Below are 16,317 nucleotides of genomic sequence, written 5' to 3'. Positions count from 1 at the left end.
ACATTAGGTTAGCCCAGGCTGCCGCCACGAGCAGCCCATACCCGAGATCGGCGGCAACGAGTGAGATGTCCCGAGAACGGAAACAGGGGGCCGGAGGATGCCTCCGACCCCCTGTTTGAGAACAGTTCGTCCGTGTTACTTGACGCTGCCGCCGGCGGCGACGATCTTCTGCTCGGCCGAGCCGGAGACCTTGTCGACCGTCACGGAGAGCTTCACGCCGATGTCGCCATCGCCGAGAACCTTGACCTTCTCGTTCTTGCGAACGGCACCCTTGGCGACGAGGTCGGCGACGGTTACGTCGCCACCCGCCGGGTACAGCTCGGCGAGCTTCTCGAGGTTGACGACCTGGTACTCGACGCGGAACGGGTTCTTGAACCCGCGCAGCTTCGGCGTACGCATGTGCAGCGGCATCTGGCCACCCTCGAAGCCGACGCGCACGGTGTTGCGGGCCTTGGTGCCCTTCGTGCCACGACCGGCCGTCTTGCCCTTCGAGCCCTCACCGCGACCGACGCGGGTCTTGGCCTTGTTGGCTCCCGGGACGGGACGCAGGTGGTGAACCTTCAGCACACCGGGGCGCGACGCCGGAGTGTCGTCCTTCGGAGCAGCCTTCTTGGCAGGAGCCTTGGTCGCCGCTGCCTTCGGGGCGTCGGCCGAAGCCGAGTCCTTGGCAGCGGAAGCCTTGGCCGGAGCCTTGGCGGCGGGTGCCTTCTTCTCAGCGGCGGCCTGGGGGGCTGCAGCCTTCTTGGGCGCCGCCTTCTTGGGCGCTGCCGTGGCTTCGGCGGCCTCGGCCGCGTTGTCCTTTTCAGCCATTAGTCGATCTCCTCAACCTTCACGAGGTGAGCAACCGTGTTGACATAACCACGGTTCTGGGCGTCATCCGGACGGACGACAGAGTCGCCGATCCGCTTGAGGCCGAGGCTACGCAGCGTGTCGCGCTGGTACTGCTTTTCGCTCACCTTGGACTTGATCTGCGTGACCTTCAGTCGTGCAGCCATCATGCACCTGCCTTTGCTGCCGCAGCGGCGTCGGCCTCGGCACGAACCAGACGCGCGGGGGCGACCTGGTCGAAGTCGAGACCACGACGTGCGGCGACGGCGCGGGGCTCCTCGAGCTGCTTCAGCGCGGCGACCGTCGCGTGCACGATGTTGATCGTGTTCGACGAGCCGAGCGACTTCGACAGGACATCGTGGATGCCCGCGCACTCGAGTACGGCGCGGACGGGACCGCCCGCGATAACACCGGTACCGGCGGCGGCGGGGCGGAGCAGGACGACGCCTGCTGCTGCCTCACCCTGCACGGGGTGCGGGATCGTCTTGTCGACGCGGGGCACGCGGAAGAAGTTCCGCTTGGCCTCTTCGACACCCTTCGAGATGGCCAGGGGCACCTCGCGGGCCTTGCCGTAGCCGACACCGACGAGTCCGTTCCCGTCTCCGACGATCACGAGGGCGGTGAAGCTGAAGCGACGACCACCCTTCACGACCTTCGAGACACGGTTGATGGTGACGACGCGCTCCAGGAACTGGCCCTTGTCGGCATCACGCGAACCGCGGTCACGCTGGTTGGCGTTGCGCTCGCGACCGCCGCGGCGCGGCTCGCGCTCGGCGGGCGCTTCGGTTGCGGCAGCGGTTTCAGCAGCAGCCGTCGCGTCAGGCGCGGTCTGCTCGGCAGTGGCTGCCACTTCGGTCTCCTTGATTTCACTCACAGGTTCAGTCCCCCTTCGCGGGCGCCGTCGGCGATCGCAGCGACGCGGCCGGCGTAGCGGTTACCGCCACGGTCGAACACGACATCCTCGATGCCGGCGGCCTTGGCACGCTCGGCGACGAGTTCGCCGACCTTGCGCGCCTTGGCGGTCTTGTCACCGTCGAACGAACGCAGGTCCGCTTCGAGGGTGGATGCGGACGCGACGGTGTGGCCCTTGGCGTCATCGACGACCTGGACGAACACGTGGCGTGCGGAGCGGGTCACGACGAGACGCGGGCGCAGCTCGGTCCCGACGACCTTCTTGCGAAGGCGGGCATGGCGACGCGAACGAGCGTCTGACTTCGACTTGAGAGCCATGGTTACTTACCACTCTTTCCGGCCTTGCGACGAACGACCTCGCCGGCGTAGCGCACACCCTTGCCCTTGTAGGGCTCGGGCTTGCGAATCTTGCGGATGTTGGCCGCGGCTTCGCCGACGGCCTGCTTGTCGATGCCGCTCACGGTGACCTTGTTGTTGCCCTCGACCGTGAACGTGATGCCCGCGGGGGGCTCGACCAGGACGGGGTGCGAGAAGCCGAGAGCGAACTCGACCGAGCCACCCTTCTGCGCGACGCGGTAACCCGTGCCGACGACTTCGAGGCCCTTGGTGTAGCCCGTGGTGACGCCGACGATGTTGTTGGCGATCAGGGTGCGCGTGAGTCCGTGCAGCGAACGCGATTCGCGCTCATCATCCGGACGCGACACGACGACCTGGTTCTCGTCGACGACGACCTCGATCGGACGAGCGATCGTCAGGCCGAGTTCACCCTTGGGTCCCTTGACCGAAACGTCCCGGCCGGTCACCGTGACAGTGACATCCGAGGGAATGTCGATGGGAAGTCTTCCAATACGTGACATCGAGGATCACCAAACGTAGGCGAGGACTTCCCCACCCACGCCCTTCTGCTCTGCCTGACGGTCGGTGAGAAGACCGGAGGAGGTGGACAGGATGGCGACGCCGAGTCCACCGAGGACGGTGGGGATCTCGCTCGACTTCGCGTAGACGCGCAGGCCGGGCTTCGAGACGCGCTTGATGCCCGCAATGGAGCGCTCGCGGTTCGGGCCGTACTTCAGCGTCATGGTGAGCGTCTGGCCCACGCGGGCGTCCTCGATCTCCCACTCGGCGATGTAACCCTCACGCTTGAGGATCTCGGCGATGTGCGACTTGAGCTTGGAGCTCGGCAGGCTCACGGATTCGTGGTGTGCCGAGTTCGCGTTGCGCAGCCGGGTCAGCATATCTGCGACCGGGTCTGTCATTGTCATGTGATTGTTTCCTTCGTTCACCAGGTTTCGGATGCCTGTGCAAGGCAGACGACCTGTGGTGGTGGTGTCGGGCGCTTCGACAAGCTCAGCGCCCGACGGTGTGGAGTCTTACGCCTCGGCGCGGAACGGGAAGCCGAGGTGACGCAGAAGTGCACGACCCTCGTCATCCGACTTGGCGGTCGTGACGACGGTGATGTCGAAACCACGCACGCGATCGATCCGGTCCTGGTCGATCTCGTGGAACACGGACTGTTCCTGAAGACCGAAGGTGTAGTTGCCGTTGCCGTCGAACTGCTTGGGCGACAGGCCGCGGAAGTCGCGGATACGGGGCAGAGCGAGCGTCACCAGACGGTCGATGAACTCCCACGCACGGTCGCCACGCAGCGTGACGTGGGCGCCGATGGGCTGACCCTCGCGCAGCTTGAACTGGGCAATCGACTTGCGGGCCTTCGTGACCAGCGGCTTCTGGCCGGTGATGCGGGTGAGGTCGTCGACCGCACCGTCCATCACCTTGCTGTCACGCGCGGCTTCGCCGACACCGGTGTTCACGACAACCTTGACCAGACCGGGGATCTGGTTGACGTTGGCGTACCCGAACTCTTCCTGCAGCTTCTGCTGGATCTCGGCGCGGTACTTCTGCTTCAGGCGGGGCTGGCCGGCGCCCTGGGCCTGACCGTTGGGCACAGTGCCAGTCTCCTCGGCTGTGTTGGTGCTCATCAGAGGTCCTTACCTGACTTCTTCGCGTAGCGGACGCGCACAGTGCGCTTCACGCCATCCTTCGTCTGCTCCTCGACGCGGTGACCGACGCGAGTCGGCTTCTTCGTCTCGGGGTCGACAAGGGCCACGTTGGAGATGTGGATGGGGGCTTCGAGGGTCTCGGTGCCACCGGTCTTGGTGCCGCGCTGGGTCTGGCCGACGCGCGAGTGCTTGGTGACGTAGTTCACGCCCTCCACGATCACCCGGTTGCGCTCGGTCAGGATCTCGAGGACCTTGCCCTGCTTGCCCCGGTCGCCGCCCTTGTCTTGCTTCTTGCCTGTGATGACCTGTACGAGATCACCCTTTTTGATGTTGGCCATGATCAGATCACCTCCGGTGCGAGCGAGACGATCTTCATGAACTTGCGGTCACGAAGCTCGCGGCCGACCGGTCCGAAGATACGGGTGCCGCGGGGCTCCCCGTCTGCCTTCAGGATGACGGCGGCGTTCTCGTCGAACTTGATGTAGGAGCCGTCGGGACGACGGGTCTCCTTGACGGTACGGACGATGACCGCCTTGACGACATCACCCTTCTTGACGTTTCCGCCGGGGATGGCGTCCTTGACGGTCGCCACGATGGTGTCGCCGAGGCCCGCGTAGCGGCGCTTCGAGCCACCGAGCACGCGGATCGTGAGGAGCTCTTTGGCGCCGGTGTTATCGGCGACCTTGACTCGGGATTCCTGCTGAATCACTTGGCCTTCTCCAGAATCTCCACCAGGCGCCAGCGCTTGGTCGCGCTCAGCGGACGGGTCTCATTGATGACGACCAGGTCGCCGATTCCGGCCGAGTTCGCCTCGTCGTGCACCTTGACCTTCGACGTGCGGCGGATGACCTTGCCGTAAAGCGGGTGCTTCACGCGGTCTTCGACCTCGACGACGATCGTCTTGTCCATGCGGTCGCTCGTGACGTAGCCACGACGCGACTTGCGGTAACCGCGGGCCGCGGCGTCGCGCACGTCGTGTGCGGACGACTCGTGTCCCGATGCCTGAACGGCAGCCTGGGGCTCCGCGACCTCGGCCTTGGCGGCCTTCGGTGCGGCAGCCTGGGCGGGCGCCTTCTTGGCGGCAGGCTTTGCAGCTGCCTTCGGTGCGGCGGCCTTGGTCTCCTTGGCCTCAGCGGCCTTGGTCTCAGTTGCCTTCTCGGTGGCCATTACTCAGCCCCTCCTTCGGCGGTGTCCGAGGCATCCTCGGACTTCTTCGCCTTCGTCTTCTTGGCCTTCGTCGCGACCTCCGCGGGAGCGGGCGTGGCACGGATGCCGAGCTCGCGCTCACGGATCACGGTGTAGAGCCGCGCGATGTCGCGCTTGACGGCGCGGATGCGACCGTGGCTCTCGAGCTGGCCCGTGGCCGACTGGAAGCGCAGGTTGAACAGCTCTTCCTTGGCCTTGCGCAGCTCCTCGACGAGGCGGTGGTCTTCCATCGTGTCGAGCTCAGACGGGCTGAGCTCCTTGGTACCGATAGCCATTACGCGTCGCCTTCCTCGCGCTTGATGATGCGTGCCTTCAGGGGCAGCTTGTGGATGGCACGGGTCAGTGCCTCGCGAGCGAGTTCTTCGCTGACGCCGGCGACCTCGAAGAGGACGCGACCCGGCTTGACGTTGGCAACCCACCACTCCGGCGAACCCTTACCGGAACCCATGCGGGTTTCGGCAGGCTTCTTCGTGAGCGGACGGTCGGGGTAGATGTTGATCCACACCTTTCCACCACGCTTGATGTGACGGGTCATCGCGATACGAGCGGACTCGATCTGACGGTTCGTCACGTAAGCGGGCGTGAGGGCCTGGATGCCGTACTCACCGAACGACACCTCGGTGCCACCGGTGGCGGCTCCCGAACGACCGGGGTGGTGCTGCTTGCGGTACTTGACCTTGCGGGGAATAAGCATCAGGCAGACGCTCCTTCTGCGACGGGGGCGTCGTTGCGCGGACCACGGCGACGGTCGCCACCACGGTCATCGCGGCCACGGGGCGCCTTGGGGGCATTGGCCTGCTCGCGAGCGAGCTCCTTGTTGGTGAGGTCGCCCTTGTAGATCCAGACCTTCACGCCGATGCGACCGAACGTCGTCCGGGCCTCGTAGAAGCCGTAGTCGATGTTGGCGCGGAGCGTGTGCAGGGGTACGCGACCCTCGCGGTAGAACTCCGAACGGCTCATCTCCGCGCCGCCGAGGCGACCGGAAACCTGGATGCGGACGCCCTTGGCTCCGGCGCGCTGGGCACCCTGGAGGCCCTTACGCATCGCGCGGCGGAATGCCACGCGACCCGTGAGCTGCTCGGCGATTCCCTGGGCGACCAACTGAGCGTCGGCCTCGGGGTTCTTGACCTCGAGGATGTTCAGCTGGATCTGCTTGCCCGTGAGCTTTTCGAGATCGGTACGGATGCGCTCTGCTTCGGCACCACGACGACCGATCACGATGCCCGGGCGGGCGGTGTGAATGTCGACGCGGACGCGGTCGCGGGTGCGCTCGATTTCAATGCGGCTCACGCCGGCACGGTCGAGCGAGACCTGCAGGAGCTTACGGATCCGGATGTCCTCGGCGACGTAGTCGGCGTAACGCTGGCCGACCTTGGTCGAGTCCGAGAACCAACGGGACACGTGGTCCGTGGTGATCCCGAGGCGGAAGCCGTACGGGTTGACTTTCTGTCCCATTACTTGCTCGCCTTCTTGGTCTTGGCGGACGCCGGGGCGTCAGCGGCCACGGGCGTCGCGAGCACGACCGTGATGTGGCTCGTGCGCTTCTTGATCTGGAACGCGCGGCCCTGTGCGCGGGGGCGGAAACGCTTGAGCGTCGTGCCCTCGTCGACGTAGACGTTCGCGACGTACAGGTCGCGGTCGTCGAGGAACTCGCCGTCCTTGTCAGCCTTGACCCGCGCGTTGGCCATCGCCGAGGCGACGAGCTTCGATACGGGCTCCGACGCCGACTGCGGTGCGAACTTCAGGATTGCGAGGGCCTCTTCGGCCTGCTTTCCCTTGATGAGTGCGATGACACGACGAGCCTTCTGAGGGGTCACGCGGATGTGTCGCACGCGTGCGATGGACTCCACCATTTCTCTCTCCTCTGTCGCCGCCTTAGCGGCGACGGCCCTTCTTGTCGTCCTTCTCATGGCCGCGGAAGGTGCGGGTCGGGGCGAATTCGCCCAACTTGTGGCCGACCATGGTTTCGGTCACGAACACGGGGATGTGCTTGCGACCGTCGTGGACGGCAATCGTGTGGCCGAGCATGGCCGGCACGATCATCGACCGGCGTGACCAGGTCTTGATGACGTTCTTGGAACCCGAATCGTTCTGGACGACAACCTTGCGAAGCAGGTGCTCGTCGACGAAGGGGCCCTTCTTAAGACTGCGTGGCATCTTCTGTTCCTACCTACTTGCGCTTCTTGCCGGCCGTGCGGCGGCGGACGATGAGCTTGTCGCTCTCCTTGTTGGCGTGCCGGGTGCGGCCTTCGGCCTGACCCCACGGCGAAACCGGGTGACGTCCACCGGACGTCTTGCCCTCGCCACCACCGTGCGGGTGGTCGACCGGGTTCATGGCGACACCACGGACGGTCGGGCGGATGCCCTTCCAGCGGTTGCGACCGGCCTTGCCCCAGTTGATGTTCGACTGCTCGGCGTTGCCGACCTCGCCGATGGTCGCGCGGCAGCGCGCGTCGACGTTGCGGATCTCGCCCGAGGGCAGACGCAGCTGGGCGTACGGGCCATCCTTCGCGACCAGACGCACGGAGACGCCAGCCGAGCGGGCCATCTTCGCGCCGCCGCCGGGGCGGAGCTCGATGGCGTGGATGACCGTACCGGTCGGGATGTTGCGGAGCGGCAGGTTGTTGCCGGGCTTGATGTCGGCGCCGGAACCCGACTCGACGATGTCACCCTGCGACAGCTTGTTCGGCGCGATGATGTAGCGCTTCTCGCCGTCCGCGTAGTGCAGCAGCGCGATGCGCGCCGTGCGGTTGGGGTCGTACTCGATGTGAGCGACCTTCGCGTCGATGCCGTCCTTGTCGTGACGACGGAAGTCGATGACGCGGTACTGACGCTTGTGTCCACCACCGATGTGGCGCGTGGTGATGCGGCCCTGGTTGTTGCGACCACCCGTCTTGGAGAGCGGACGCAGCAGCGACTTCTCCGGCGTCGAGCGTGTGATCTCGGCGAAGTCGGAGACCGACGAGCCGCGGCGACCGGGGGTCGTGGGCTTGTACTTGCGAATTGCCATGGTGTCTCGTCCCTATCCCGACCGTCAGCCGACTGCCGTGAAGATGTCGATGGTGCCCGAGCGCAGCGTGACGATGGCGCGCTTGGTGTCCTTGCGGCGGCCGGTGCCGAAGCGGGTGCGGCGGGCCTTGCCCACGCGGTTGATCGTGTTGACCGAAGCGACCTTCACGCCGAAGATCTTCTCGACGGCCAGCTTGATCTCGGTCTTGTCGGCGCGGGGGTCCACGAGGAACGTGTACTTACCCTCGTCGATGAGCCCATAGCTCTTCTCCGAGACGACCGGCTTCAGGATGACGTCGCGCGGGTCCTTGTTCAGGGCCGTGTTCAGGGCGCTCATGCCGAGACCTCCGTGGTGGAGACCGACTTGGATGCGACGAACGCATCGAAGGCGGCCTTGGTGAAGACGATGTCGTCCGAGACGAGCACGTCGTACGCGTTGAGCTGGTCGAACGTCAGCACGTGGACATACGCGAGGTTGCGGATGCTCTTGATGCTGATCTCGTCGTCACGCTCGATGACGACCAGGACGTTCTTGGTCGGCGCGACCGAGGCGAGGTACGTCGCCGCAGCCTTCGTCGACGGGGCACCGGCGACGCCGAGCGACTCGACGACGTGCAGGCGGTTGCCGCGAGCACGGTCGCTGAGTGCTCCGCGGAGCGCTGCGGCGATCATCTTCTTGGGCGTGCGCTGCGCGTAGTCGCGCGGCTTCGGCCCGTGGACGATGCCACCACCGGTCATGTGCGGCGCGCGGATCGAGCCTTGACGGGCGTTACCCGTGCCCTTCTGCTTGAAGGGCTTGCGGCCGGCACCCGAGACCTCGCCACGACGCTTGGTCGAGTGCGTGCCCTGGCGAGCCGCCGCGCGCTGCGCGACGACGACCTGGTGGATGAGAGGAATGTTCGTCTTGACGTCGAAGACCTCGGCGGGCAGGTTCACGGAACCAGCCTTCTTGCCGTCGGTACCCCGCACGTCGAGCGCGAGAGTCGAGTCAGTCATGTGGCTCATGCCCCCTTCACTGCGTTGCGGACGTAAACGAGGCGGCCGCGCGCACCGGGAACGGCGCCCTTGACGAGCAGCAGACCCTTCTCGGCGTCGACGGCGTGCACCGTGAGGTTCATGACGGTCACACGCTCGCCACCCATACGGCCGGCCATCCGCATGCCCTTGAAGACACGGCTCGGGGTCGACGAAGCGCCGATCGAGCCGGGCTTGCGGTGGTTACGGTGCGAACCGTGCGATGCCGAGACACCCTTGAAGTTGTGACGCTTCATGACACCGGCGAAACCCTTGCCCTTGCTCGTGCCGACGACGTCGACGAGTTGGCCGGCCTCGAAGGTGCCCTCAGCCGTGAGCTCCTGACCGAGTGAGTAGTCAGAGGCATCCGCGGTGCGGATCTCGGTGAGGTGACGGCGGGGCGTGACGCCCGCAGCCTCGAAGTGAGCCGTCTGGGGCTTGTTCACCTTGCGCGGGTCGATCTGGCCGTAGGCGATCTGAACGGCCTTGTAGCCGTCCTTCTCGGGCGTGCGGATCTGGGTGACGACGTTGGGCGCAACCTCGATCACCGTGACGGGGATCAGCTTGCCCTGGTCGTTCCATACCTGGGTCATGCCGAGCTTGGTGCCCAGCAGGCCCTGGGAAATCTTGTTGTTGACCTGTTCTGAATGTGACTGTGCCATGTCGAGCCTCAGAGCTTGATCTCGATGTTGACATCGGCCGGCAGGTCGAGACGCATCAGCGAGTCGACGGCCTTGGGCGTCGGGTCGATGATGTCGATCAGACGCTTGTGGGTGCGCATCTCGAAGTGCTCGCGGCTGTCCTTGTACTTGTGGGGGGAACGGATCACGGGGATCACGTTCTTCTCCGTCGGAAGGGGCACGGGGCCCACGACGGTCGCGCCCGCACGGGTCACGGTGTCGACGATCTTGCGCGCCGACGTGTCGATGACCTCGTGGTCATACGACTTCAGGCGAATGCGGATCTTTTGTCCCGCCATTGTCTGCTCACTCTCTATATCGCGTCGTACGGTTCCCAGATTTCTCTGGGCGCATTGGACGCATGTGACGCTTGCGCGCCTCTGGCACTTTCTGCTGCACCGCTGTTCTGATGTCACACCGGATGACAGGCATCCGGATCACTGCCCCGGCACGCACGCGTGCGAATCCCGCTTTCGCGGTTGGGGCTGTGGAGGTGTTCTGCTGCCCGCGGCCTAGTCCTGCGCTTCCGCGCGGTCTATGCACTGCCTGGCAGTGATCCTGCGCGCGCCATGCGGCACGCCGGAATGTGGAACTGGACTAGTCTACGTGTCGCCCGGGCGTGTCGCAAACTCGGGTGTGTCGAGAATCCCCTCGCACGGCGTGTCGCAACCGACGGTGGACCGATCGCTTGCCCAGAACCCCGGCTTCGCACCCCATGTCCCACTTCGTCGGCCCCATGTCCCCCTTTGTGCCGGTAAGGCCGCCGGGTAGCGGTCGTAAGTGGGACATGCCGGCGCGGCGCGACCCCGTTCTCGCGCCAGCCGGCCCCGTTAGCGGTGCGAAGTGGGACATCGGGATGGCTGAGCCGCCGGGGACCGGCGCCCGGGAACGGGCTACTGGTTGCCGATGTGCTTGTCGACGTTGTCGCGCGTCTCGTCGATCTTGGCGTGATGCTCTTCGGGCACGACCTTCTTGATCGCGTCGGCCGCGCCCGCGAGGAGCTTGTCGCTGACGTCTTCCGCCTTCTTGCTCTTCAGAGCCTCTTCGATCTTGTCGCGGTTCTGCTCGAACATCTGCTTGCCCTTGTTCACGATGTCGTCAACGCCCATGTTGTCCTCCTCCGGCGCCCGGATAGCGCATGCCCATTCATCCTCGCGTTCGACCGCCGGATCGTCCAGGCCCACGCATGCCCGGAGCGCGGCGCGAAGCGTCCCAATCACGGCGCGAGCTGACGAGACCAACTGTGAGGCTTGCATCTGCAGCACAATCTCGCCAGACTTCTCGAACGGCTTACATGAGAGACTTCTCATCTTTGTCGCATCGGAACCCGTCGACTCCCATCCGTAGCAGATGTCCGCCCGAACTATCGGCCCGCAACCCGAACCGCCCGCTTCACCAGGAGTGAGAACACCCCCATCCGCGCCACGCAGCTCCGCTCGCGTCGGCTCTCCACTGTGCGAGAACGTGGTCCCCAACGCGTTCTCGCTCTCACGAGGCACGATCTTCGCCTCATCGGGGCCGGGCGGTGTCCCCAGCACGCCCGGCCCCGATCATCCGTCTGCTCCCGGGTCCCCTCGCAGAAATGTCCCGGAAGATGAATGACAGTCGCCGCCATGCCCCGACCCCACGCACGCTGGATCGGACTGCGCCGTTCGTCGCGCTCGAATACGACTCCCCCCGTGCACACCGCGTCGCCGGCGGGCGGCACCTCACCATCGTCGTGTCGACGGGGAGCACCGATCTCCTCGGATCATTCGGACGCGTCTCCCTCGACAGCGACCAGGTTCTTCTGCTGGCCCCTGCAACCGACTACGAGATCCGGCAACCACGCGGCCAGCGGACCTGGGCGGCGTTCGTCCATGAACGGCTCGCGGTCGACCTGCTGCAGTGGCGGCATCAGACCGCCGGGGGCAGGCTGGATGTCTGGCAGCACCTCCGTACGCGAAACCCCCCGTACTGGCGCGGCATCGTCCATCCCTCCGATCACGCGTCGTTGCTCGAGGTCCTCATGCGCGCTGCGTCTTCCGGGTCAGCCACGATGTCGGTCTGGGACCAACTGGAGAGTGCCGCGAAGGTCGTACGCCGCGTCGATTCCTTCATCGCCCGCAGTTTCGACGCCGACAACTTCGTACGCGTCTCACGCGACGATCGCCCCGTACGACTGCGACGCGAGGTTGCCCGCGCGAAGGCCTTCATCGAAGCTCGGCATACCGAACCGATCTCGACGACAACGATCGCGGAGCATGCGGGCCTGTCATCGTCCGCACTGACACGTGCGTTCCAGAAGGAACTGGGCGTGACGCCGCCGGAGTATCTGCGGGCCGTGCGCGTGGCACGATTCGAACATCTGCTCGTCGAGTCCGACAAGAGCATTCGAGAGGTCGCTCGCCTTGCCGGACTCAGCTCGACCGGGCACCTGCGCGAACACATCAATCAGAAGTACGGGATGTCCCCCCGGGAGCTGCGCGCCCGGCTCCGGCAGCCGTCCTGAGCCGCGCCCACCGGTCCGCGCGTACGCCCGACATGCGAAAAGGCCCCCCGACCGTAGTCGAGGGGCCCTTTCGAGCAAGCAGGTGTTACTTCAGGATCTTCGTGACCGTGCCGGCGCCGACGGTGCGGCCACCCTCACGGATCGCGAAGCCGAGGCCATCCTCCAGGGCGATCGGCTGGATGAGCTCGACCGTCATGTCGGTGGTGTCACCGGGCATGACCATCTCGGTGCCCTCGGGCAGCGAGATGACGCCGGTGACGTCGGTGGTGCGGAAGTAGAACTGCGGGCGGTAGTTCGTGTAGAAGGGGTTGTGACGGCCACCCTCCTCCTTGGACAGGATGTACGCCGTGCCCTCGAAGTTGGTGTGGGGCGTAACCGAACCCGGCTTCACGATGACCTGGCCACGCTCGACGTCGTCACGCTTGGTGCCGCGCAGGAGCAGACCACAGTTCTCGCCGGCCCAGGCCTCGTCGAGCTGCTTGTGGAACATCTCGATACCGGTGACGATCGTCTTCTGCGTCGGGCGCAGACCCACGATCTCGACCTCGGAGTTGATCGCGAGGGTACCGCGCTCGGCGCGACCCGTCACAACCGTGCCACGGCCGGTGATGGTGAAGACATCCTCGACGGGCATGAGGAACGGCTTGTCCTTGTCGCGCACCGGGTCGGGGATCGACTCGTCGACGGCTTCCATGAGCTCGACGATCGCGTCGACCCACTTCTCGTCGCCCTCGAGAGCCTTCAGGCCCGAGACGCGGATGACGGGGGCGTTGTCGCCATCGAAGTCCTGGCTCGAGAGCAGCTCGCGAACCTCGAGCTCGACGAGCTCCAGGATTTCTTCGTCGTCGACCATGTCCGACTTGTTCAGCGCGACCATCAGGTACGGCACGCCGACCTGCTTGGCGAGCAGAACGTGCTCACGCGTCTGGGCCATCGGGCCGTCGGTCGCGGCGACCACGAGGATCGCGCCGTCCATCTGGGCGGCACCGGTGATCATGTTCTTGATGTAGTCGGCGTGACCGGGCGCATCGACGTGCGCGTAGTGACGCTTCGGGGTCTCGTACTCGACGTGCGAGATGTTGATCGTGATGCCGCGCTGACGCTCCTCGGGAGCGGAGTCGATCGACGCGAAGTCGCGCTGCACGTTGGTGGCCGACGGGTACTTGTCGGCGAGCACCTTCGAGATTGCCGCGGTGAGCGTGGTCTTGCCGTGGTCGACGTGACCGATCGTTCCGATGTTCACGTGCGGCTTGGTCCGCTCGAATTTGGCCTTAGCCACTGGGTCCTCCTAGGACATTCGTGTAGATCCTCCGGGCGCTGGATTGCGACCGGTTCTCTACGGGGATTGGTTCTCAGCTTAGTGGAGAGAGGTGAAGTGATTCTGTGTGAAGTTGTGGACCGGCCCCATCGACGGATTCAGGGCAGGCCCTGACGGCCGTGGGGCCGGAAATCGAGCTACTCGCCCTTGTTCTTCTGGACGATCTCGTCGGCCACCGCGCGGGGGACCTCGGCGTAGCTGTCGAACTCCATGGAGTAGACGGCACGACCCGAGGTCTTCGAGCGCAGGTCACCGATGTAGCCGAACATCTCGGACAGCGGGACGTTCGCCCGCACGACCTTGACGCCCGCGGCATCCTCCATCGACTGGATCTGACCGCGGCGGCTGTTGAGATCGCCGATGACGTCGCCCATGTACTCCTCGGGAGTACGCACCTCGACCGACATGATCGGCTCGAGGATGACGGGGTTCGCCTTGCGGACGGCCTCCTTGAAGCCCATCGAACCGGCGATCTTGAACGCCATTTCCGACGAGTCGACATCGTGCGAGGCACCGTCGAGCAGACTTGCCTTGACTCCCACCATGGGGTAACCGGCGAGCACACCGACGTTCATGGCGTCCTGGAAGCCCTGGTCGACCGGCGCGATGTACTCGCGCGGGATGCGTCCGCCCGAGACCTTGTTCACGAACTCGTACGTCGTCTCGGCCGTGACCTCGAGCGGTTCGATCGCGAACTGGATCTTTGCGAACTGACCCGAACCACCGGTCTGCTTCTTGTGCGTGTAGTCGTGACGCTCGACGGCCTTCTTGATCGTCTCGCGGTACGCGACCTGCGGCTTTCCGACGTTGGCCTCGACCTTGAACTCGCGCTTCATGCGGTCGACGAGGATGTCGAGGTGGAGCTCGCCCATGCCGCGGATGACCGTCTGGCCGGTGTCGGAGTTCTGCTCGACGCGGAACGTCGGGTCCTCTTCGGCCAGCTTCTGGATCGCGGTGCCCAGCTTCTCCTGGTCAGCCTTGGTCTTGGGCTCGATGGCAACCTCGATGACCGGTTCGGGGAACGTCATCGACTCGAGCACGACCTGGTGCTGCGAATCCGAGAGCGTGTCGCCCGTCGTCGTGTCCTTGAGACCGATGACCGCGTAGATGTGCCCGGCGGTGACAGCGTCGACCGGGTTCTCCTTGTTCGCGTACATCTGGAAGATCTTGCCGATGCGCTCTTTTTTGCTCTTGGTCGAGTTGACCACCTGGCTGCCCGAGTCGAGGTGACCCGAGTAGACGCGGATGTAGGTCAGACGACCGAAGAACGGGTGCGTGACGATCTTGAACGCGAGGGCCGTGAACGGCTCTTCGCGGTCGGCGTGACGCGCGATGACGATCTCTTCGTTCTTCGGGTCGTGCGCCTCGATGGCGGGGACGTCGAGAGGAGACGGGAGGTAGTCGATCACGGCGTCGAGCATCGGCTGCACGCCGCGGTTCTTGAACGCCGAACCGCAGAGCACGGGGTAGAGCTCCGAGTTGACCGTCATCTTGCGGATGGCAGCCTTGACCTCGGCGACGGAGAGCTCCTCGCCACCGAAGTACTTCTCGAGCAGCGTCTCGTCGGATTCGGCGACCGTCTCGAGCAGCATCTCGCGGTACTTCGCGACGACCTCGGCCATGTCGGCCGGGATCTCCTGGACGTCGTACTTGGCGCCCATGGTCACGTCACCCTTGGAGTCACCGGCCCACACCAGGGCACGCATCTCGACGAGGTCGACGACGCCGAGGAAGTCGTTCTCTGCACCGATGGGCAGCTGGATGACGAGCGGCTTGGCCTTCAGCTTGTTGATGATCGTGTCGACCGTGAAGTAGAAGTCGGCGCCCAGCTTGTCCATCTTGTTGACGAAGCAGATGCGCGGGACGTCGTACTTGTCGGCCTGACGCCACACGGTCTCGGACTGGGGCTCGACGCCCTCCTTGCCATCGAAGACGGCAACGGCGCCATCGAGGACGCGGAGCGAACGCTCGACCTCGACCGTGAAGTCGACGTGGCCGGGGGTGTCGATGATGTTGATCTGGTTGTTGTTCCAGAAGCACGTGACGGCGGCAGAGGTGATCGTGATGCCACGCTCCTGCTCCTGCTCCATCCAGTCGGTCGTGGACGCACCATCGTGCGTCTCACCGATCTTGTGGTTGGTTCCCGTGTAGTACAGGATGCGCTCGGTCGTCGTCGTCTTGCCGGCATCAATGTGGGCCATGATGCCGATGTTGCGGACCTTCGTGAGGTCGGTGAGCACGTCTTGTGCCACGGGGATGTCCTTACTTCTCGACTCGGTCGGTCGGGCTTCTTGTCGCTCGGCCGAGCGACCAGGTACAGGGCCGGGGCCCGGCGACGGGCTCGGGGATCGCGGCTTTCGCCCCGGTCCCCGAGCCTGTCGAGGGGTTTACCAGCGGTAGTGCGCGAAAGCGCGGTTCGACTCGGCCATCTTGTGGGTGTCTTCGCGGCGCTTGACCGCGGCACCCAGGCCGTTCGAGGCGTCCAGGATCTCGTTCTGCAGACGCTCGGTCATCGTCTTCTCACGACGACCCTTCGCGTAGCTGACGAGCCAGCGCAGCGCCAGCGTGTTGGCGCGGTGCGGCTTGACCTCGACCGGCACCTGGTAGGTCGAGCCACCGACGCGGCGGCTGCGGACCTCGAGGGTCGGGCGAACGTTGTCGAGCGCCTTCTTGAGCGTCGCGACGGCGTCCTGGCTGTTCTTCGACTCGACACCGGCGAGGGCGTTGTAGACGATCGATTCAGCGAGGGACTTCTTGCCGTCGACGAGGATCTTGTTCACGAGCTGCGTGACGATCGGAGCGCCGTATACCGGGTCGTTGACGACGGGGCGCTTCGGGGCGGGGCCTTTACGAGGCATG

Annotated in this window: 24 protein-coding genes and 1 pseudogene; 1 reads left to right on the top strand and 24 read right to left on the bottom strand. The window is 65.2% G+C overall.

The features are described from left to right. Positions 1-135 precede the first annotated feature (135 nt). The 21 genes and pseudogenes from rplO to ACXZ1E_RS12175 all read right to left on the bottom strand — a co-directional run bounded on the left by rplO (position 136) and on the right by ACXZ1E_RS12175 (position 10,758). Positions 136-810 carry a 50S ribosomal protein L15 gene (gene rplO, locus ACXZ1E_RS12275; protein ID WP_458040763.1) on the bottom strand — a complete coding sequence of 225 codons (675 nt, stop codon included), beginning with the start codon at positions 808-810 and terminating at the stop codon, positions 136-138. Then, a complete protein-coding gene (rpmD, locus tag ACXZ1E_RS12270) occupies positions 810-998 on the bottom strand; it encodes a 50S ribosomal protein L30 (protein WP_458351956.1) in 189 nt (62 codons plus the stop codon). Before rpmD ends, rplO begins: the two co-directional genes overlap by 1 nt. Next, positions 995-1,678 carry a 30S ribosomal protein S5 gene (rpsE, locus tag ACXZ1E_RS12265; protein WP_458040762.1) on the bottom strand — a complete coding sequence of 228 codons (684 nt, stop codon included), beginning with the start codon at positions 1,676-1,678 and terminating at the stop codon, positions 995-997. The genes rpmD and rpsE overlap by 4 nt, the downstream gene beginning before the upstream one ends. A gap of 20 nt (positions 1,679-1,698) precedes the next feature. Next, positions 1,699-2,058, bottom strand: coding sequence for a 50S ribosomal protein L18 (gene rplR / locus ACXZ1E_RS12260; RefSeq protein ID WP_036299976.1), 360 nt, complete (start codon positions 2,056-2,058; stop codon positions 1,699-1,701). A 2-nt stretch (positions 2,059-2,060) separates the two neighbouring features. Then, a complete protein-coding gene (gene rplF / locus ACXZ1E_RS12255) occupies positions 2,061-2,597 on the bottom strand; it encodes a 50S ribosomal protein L6 (RefSeq protein WP_458040761.1) in 537 nt (178 codons plus the stop codon). Positions 2,598-2,603: 6 nt separating this feature from the next. Then, entirely contained in the window at positions 2,604-3,002 is a 399-nt protein-coding gene (gene rpsH, locus ACXZ1E_RS12250) for a 30S ribosomal protein S8 (RefSeq protein WP_458040760.1), read from the bottom strand. A 108-nt stretch (positions 3,003-3,110) separates the two neighbouring features. After that, on the bottom strand, positions 3,111-3,719 hold the full coding sequence (gene rplE / locus ACXZ1E_RS12245; protein WP_458040759.1) for a 50S ribosomal protein L5: 609 nt from the start codon (positions 3,717-3,719) through the stop codon (positions 3,111-3,113). Then, complete coding sequence (gene rplX, locus ACXZ1E_RS12240) at positions 3,719-4,078, bottom strand: 50S ribosomal protein L24 (RefSeq protein WP_458040758.1); 360 nt, start codon at positions 4,076-4,078, stop codon at positions 3,719-3,721. Before rplX ends, rplE begins: the two co-directional genes overlap by 1 nt. 2 nt (positions 4,079-4,080) lie before the next feature. Continuing rightward, positions 4,081-4,449 carry a 50S ribosomal protein L14 gene (gene rplN, locus ACXZ1E_RS12235; RefSeq protein WP_036299968.1) on the bottom strand — a complete coding sequence of 123 codons (369 nt, stop codon included), beginning with the start codon at positions 4,447-4,449 and terminating at the stop codon, positions 4,081-4,083. Beyond that, positions 4,446-4,712, bottom strand: a complete 267-nt coding sequence (gene rpsQ / locus ACXZ1E_RS12230; RefSeq protein ID WP_036300008.1) for a 30S ribosomal protein S17 — start codon at positions 4,710-4,712, stop codon at positions 4,446-4,448. Before rpsQ ends, rplN begins: the two co-directional genes overlap by 4 nt. Before the next feature lie 308 nt (positions 4,713-5,020). Then, positions 5,021-5,221: pseudogene (rpmC, locus tag ACXZ1E_RS12225) on the bottom strand (50S ribosomal protein L29); the annotation flags it as partial. Beyond that, complete coding sequence (gene rplP, locus ACXZ1E_RS12220; RefSeq protein ID WP_036299964.1) at positions 5,221-5,640, bottom strand: 50S ribosomal protein L16; 420 nt, start codon at positions 5,638-5,640, stop codon at positions 5,221-5,223. The gene rplP and the pseudogene rpmC, both read right to left, overlap by 1 nt. Next, positions 5,640-6,401: a 30S ribosomal protein S3 gene (rpsC, locus tag ACXZ1E_RS12215; protein WP_458040756.1), complete on the bottom strand. Its 762-nt coding sequence runs from the start codon at positions 6,399-6,401 to the stop codon at positions 5,640-5,642. Before rpsC ends, rplP begins: the two co-directional genes overlap by 1 nt. After that, a complete protein-coding gene (rplV, locus tag ACXZ1E_RS12210) occupies positions 6,401-6,799 on the bottom strand; it encodes a 50S ribosomal protein L22 (protein ID WP_036299959.1) in 399 nt (132 codons plus the stop codon). Before rplV ends, rpsC begins: the two co-directional genes overlap by 1 nt. Before the next feature lie 22 nt (positions 6,800-6,821). Further along, the gene (rpsS, locus tag ACXZ1E_RS12205) at positions 6,822-7,103 is read right to left on the bottom strand and encodes a 30S ribosomal protein S19 (protein WP_100809903.1); all 282 of its coding nucleotides are present in this window, start codon (positions 7,101-7,103) and stop codon (positions 6,822-6,824) included. Between the two features lie 13 nt (positions 7,104-7,116). Continuing rightward, positions 7,117-7,956 (bottom strand): 50S ribosomal protein L2, encoded by an 840-nt coding sequence (gene rplB, locus ACXZ1E_RS12200; protein ID WP_036299955.1) that lies wholly within the window; start codon positions 7,954-7,956, stop codon positions 7,117-7,119. A 24-nt stretch (positions 7,957-7,980) separates the two neighbouring features. Beyond that, positions 7,981-8,292: a 50S ribosomal protein L23 gene (gene rplW, locus ACXZ1E_RS12195; protein WP_458040755.1), complete on the bottom strand. Its 312-nt coding sequence runs from the start codon at positions 8,290-8,292 to the stop codon at positions 7,981-7,983. Continuing rightward, positions 8,289-8,951 (bottom strand): 50S ribosomal protein L4, encoded by a 663-nt coding sequence (gene rplD / locus ACXZ1E_RS12190; protein WP_458040754.1) that lies wholly within the window; start codon positions 8,949-8,951, stop codon positions 8,289-8,291. Before rplD ends, rplW begins: the two co-directional genes overlap by 4 nt. Positions 8,952-8,956: 5 nt before the next feature. After that, a complete protein-coding gene (rplC, locus tag ACXZ1E_RS12185) occupies positions 8,957-9,631 on the bottom strand; it encodes a 50S ribosomal protein L3 (RefSeq protein ID WP_458040753.1) in 675 nt (224 codons plus the stop codon). An 8-nt stretch (positions 9,632-9,639) separates the two neighbouring features. Beyond that, complete coding sequence (gene rpsJ / locus ACXZ1E_RS12180) at positions 9,640-9,948, bottom strand: 30S ribosomal protein S10 (RefSeq protein WP_036299948.1); 309 nt, start codon at positions 9,946-9,948, stop codon at positions 9,640-9,642. A 594-nt stretch (positions 9,949-10,542) separates the two neighbouring features. Beyond that, positions 10,543-10,758, bottom strand: a complete 216-nt coding sequence (locus ACXZ1E_RS12175; protein WP_458040752.1) for a hypothetical protein — start codon at positions 10,756-10,758, stop codon at positions 10,543-10,545. Positions 10,759-11,243: 485 nt separating this feature from the next. Between ACXZ1E_RS12175 and ACXZ1E_RS12170 the strand changes: the two genes are divergently transcribed. Beyond that, a complete protein-coding gene (locus tag ACXZ1E_RS12170) occupies positions 11,244-12,140 on the top strand; it encodes a helix-turn-helix domain-containing protein (RefSeq protein ID WP_458040751.1) in 897 nt (298 codons plus the stop codon). Positions 12,141-12,225: 85 nt separating this feature from the next. Here the strand turns inward: ACXZ1E_RS12170 and tuf are convergent, their stop codons facing one another. The 3 genes from tuf to rpsG all read right to left on the bottom strand — a co-directional run bounded on the left by tuf (position 12,226) and on the right by rpsG (position 16,316). After that, complete coding sequence (gene tuf / locus ACXZ1E_RS12165) at positions 12,226-13,419, bottom strand: elongation factor Tu (protein ID WP_036299944.1); 1,194 nt, start codon at positions 13,417-13,419, stop codon at positions 12,226-12,228. A gap of 176 nt (positions 13,420-13,595) precedes the next feature. Further along, positions 13,596-15,710 (bottom strand): elongation factor G, encoded by a 2,115-nt coding sequence (gene fusA / locus ACXZ1E_RS12160; protein WP_458040750.1) that lies wholly within the window; start codon positions 15,708-15,710, stop codon positions 13,596-13,598. A 135-nt stretch (positions 15,711-15,845) separates the two neighbouring features. Further along, a complete protein-coding gene (gene rpsG / locus ACXZ1E_RS12155; protein WP_036299940.1) occupies positions 15,846-16,316 on the bottom strand; it encodes a 30S ribosomal protein S7 in 471 nt (156 codons plus the stop codon). Between the last annotated feature and the right edge of the window lies 1 nt (position 16,317).

It is taken from the genome of Pacificispira sp. HM-600 (assembly GCF_977993705.1).
Note: the sequence above shows the minus strand (reverse complement) of the source record. Positions and strands in the feature narration are given on the sequence as shown.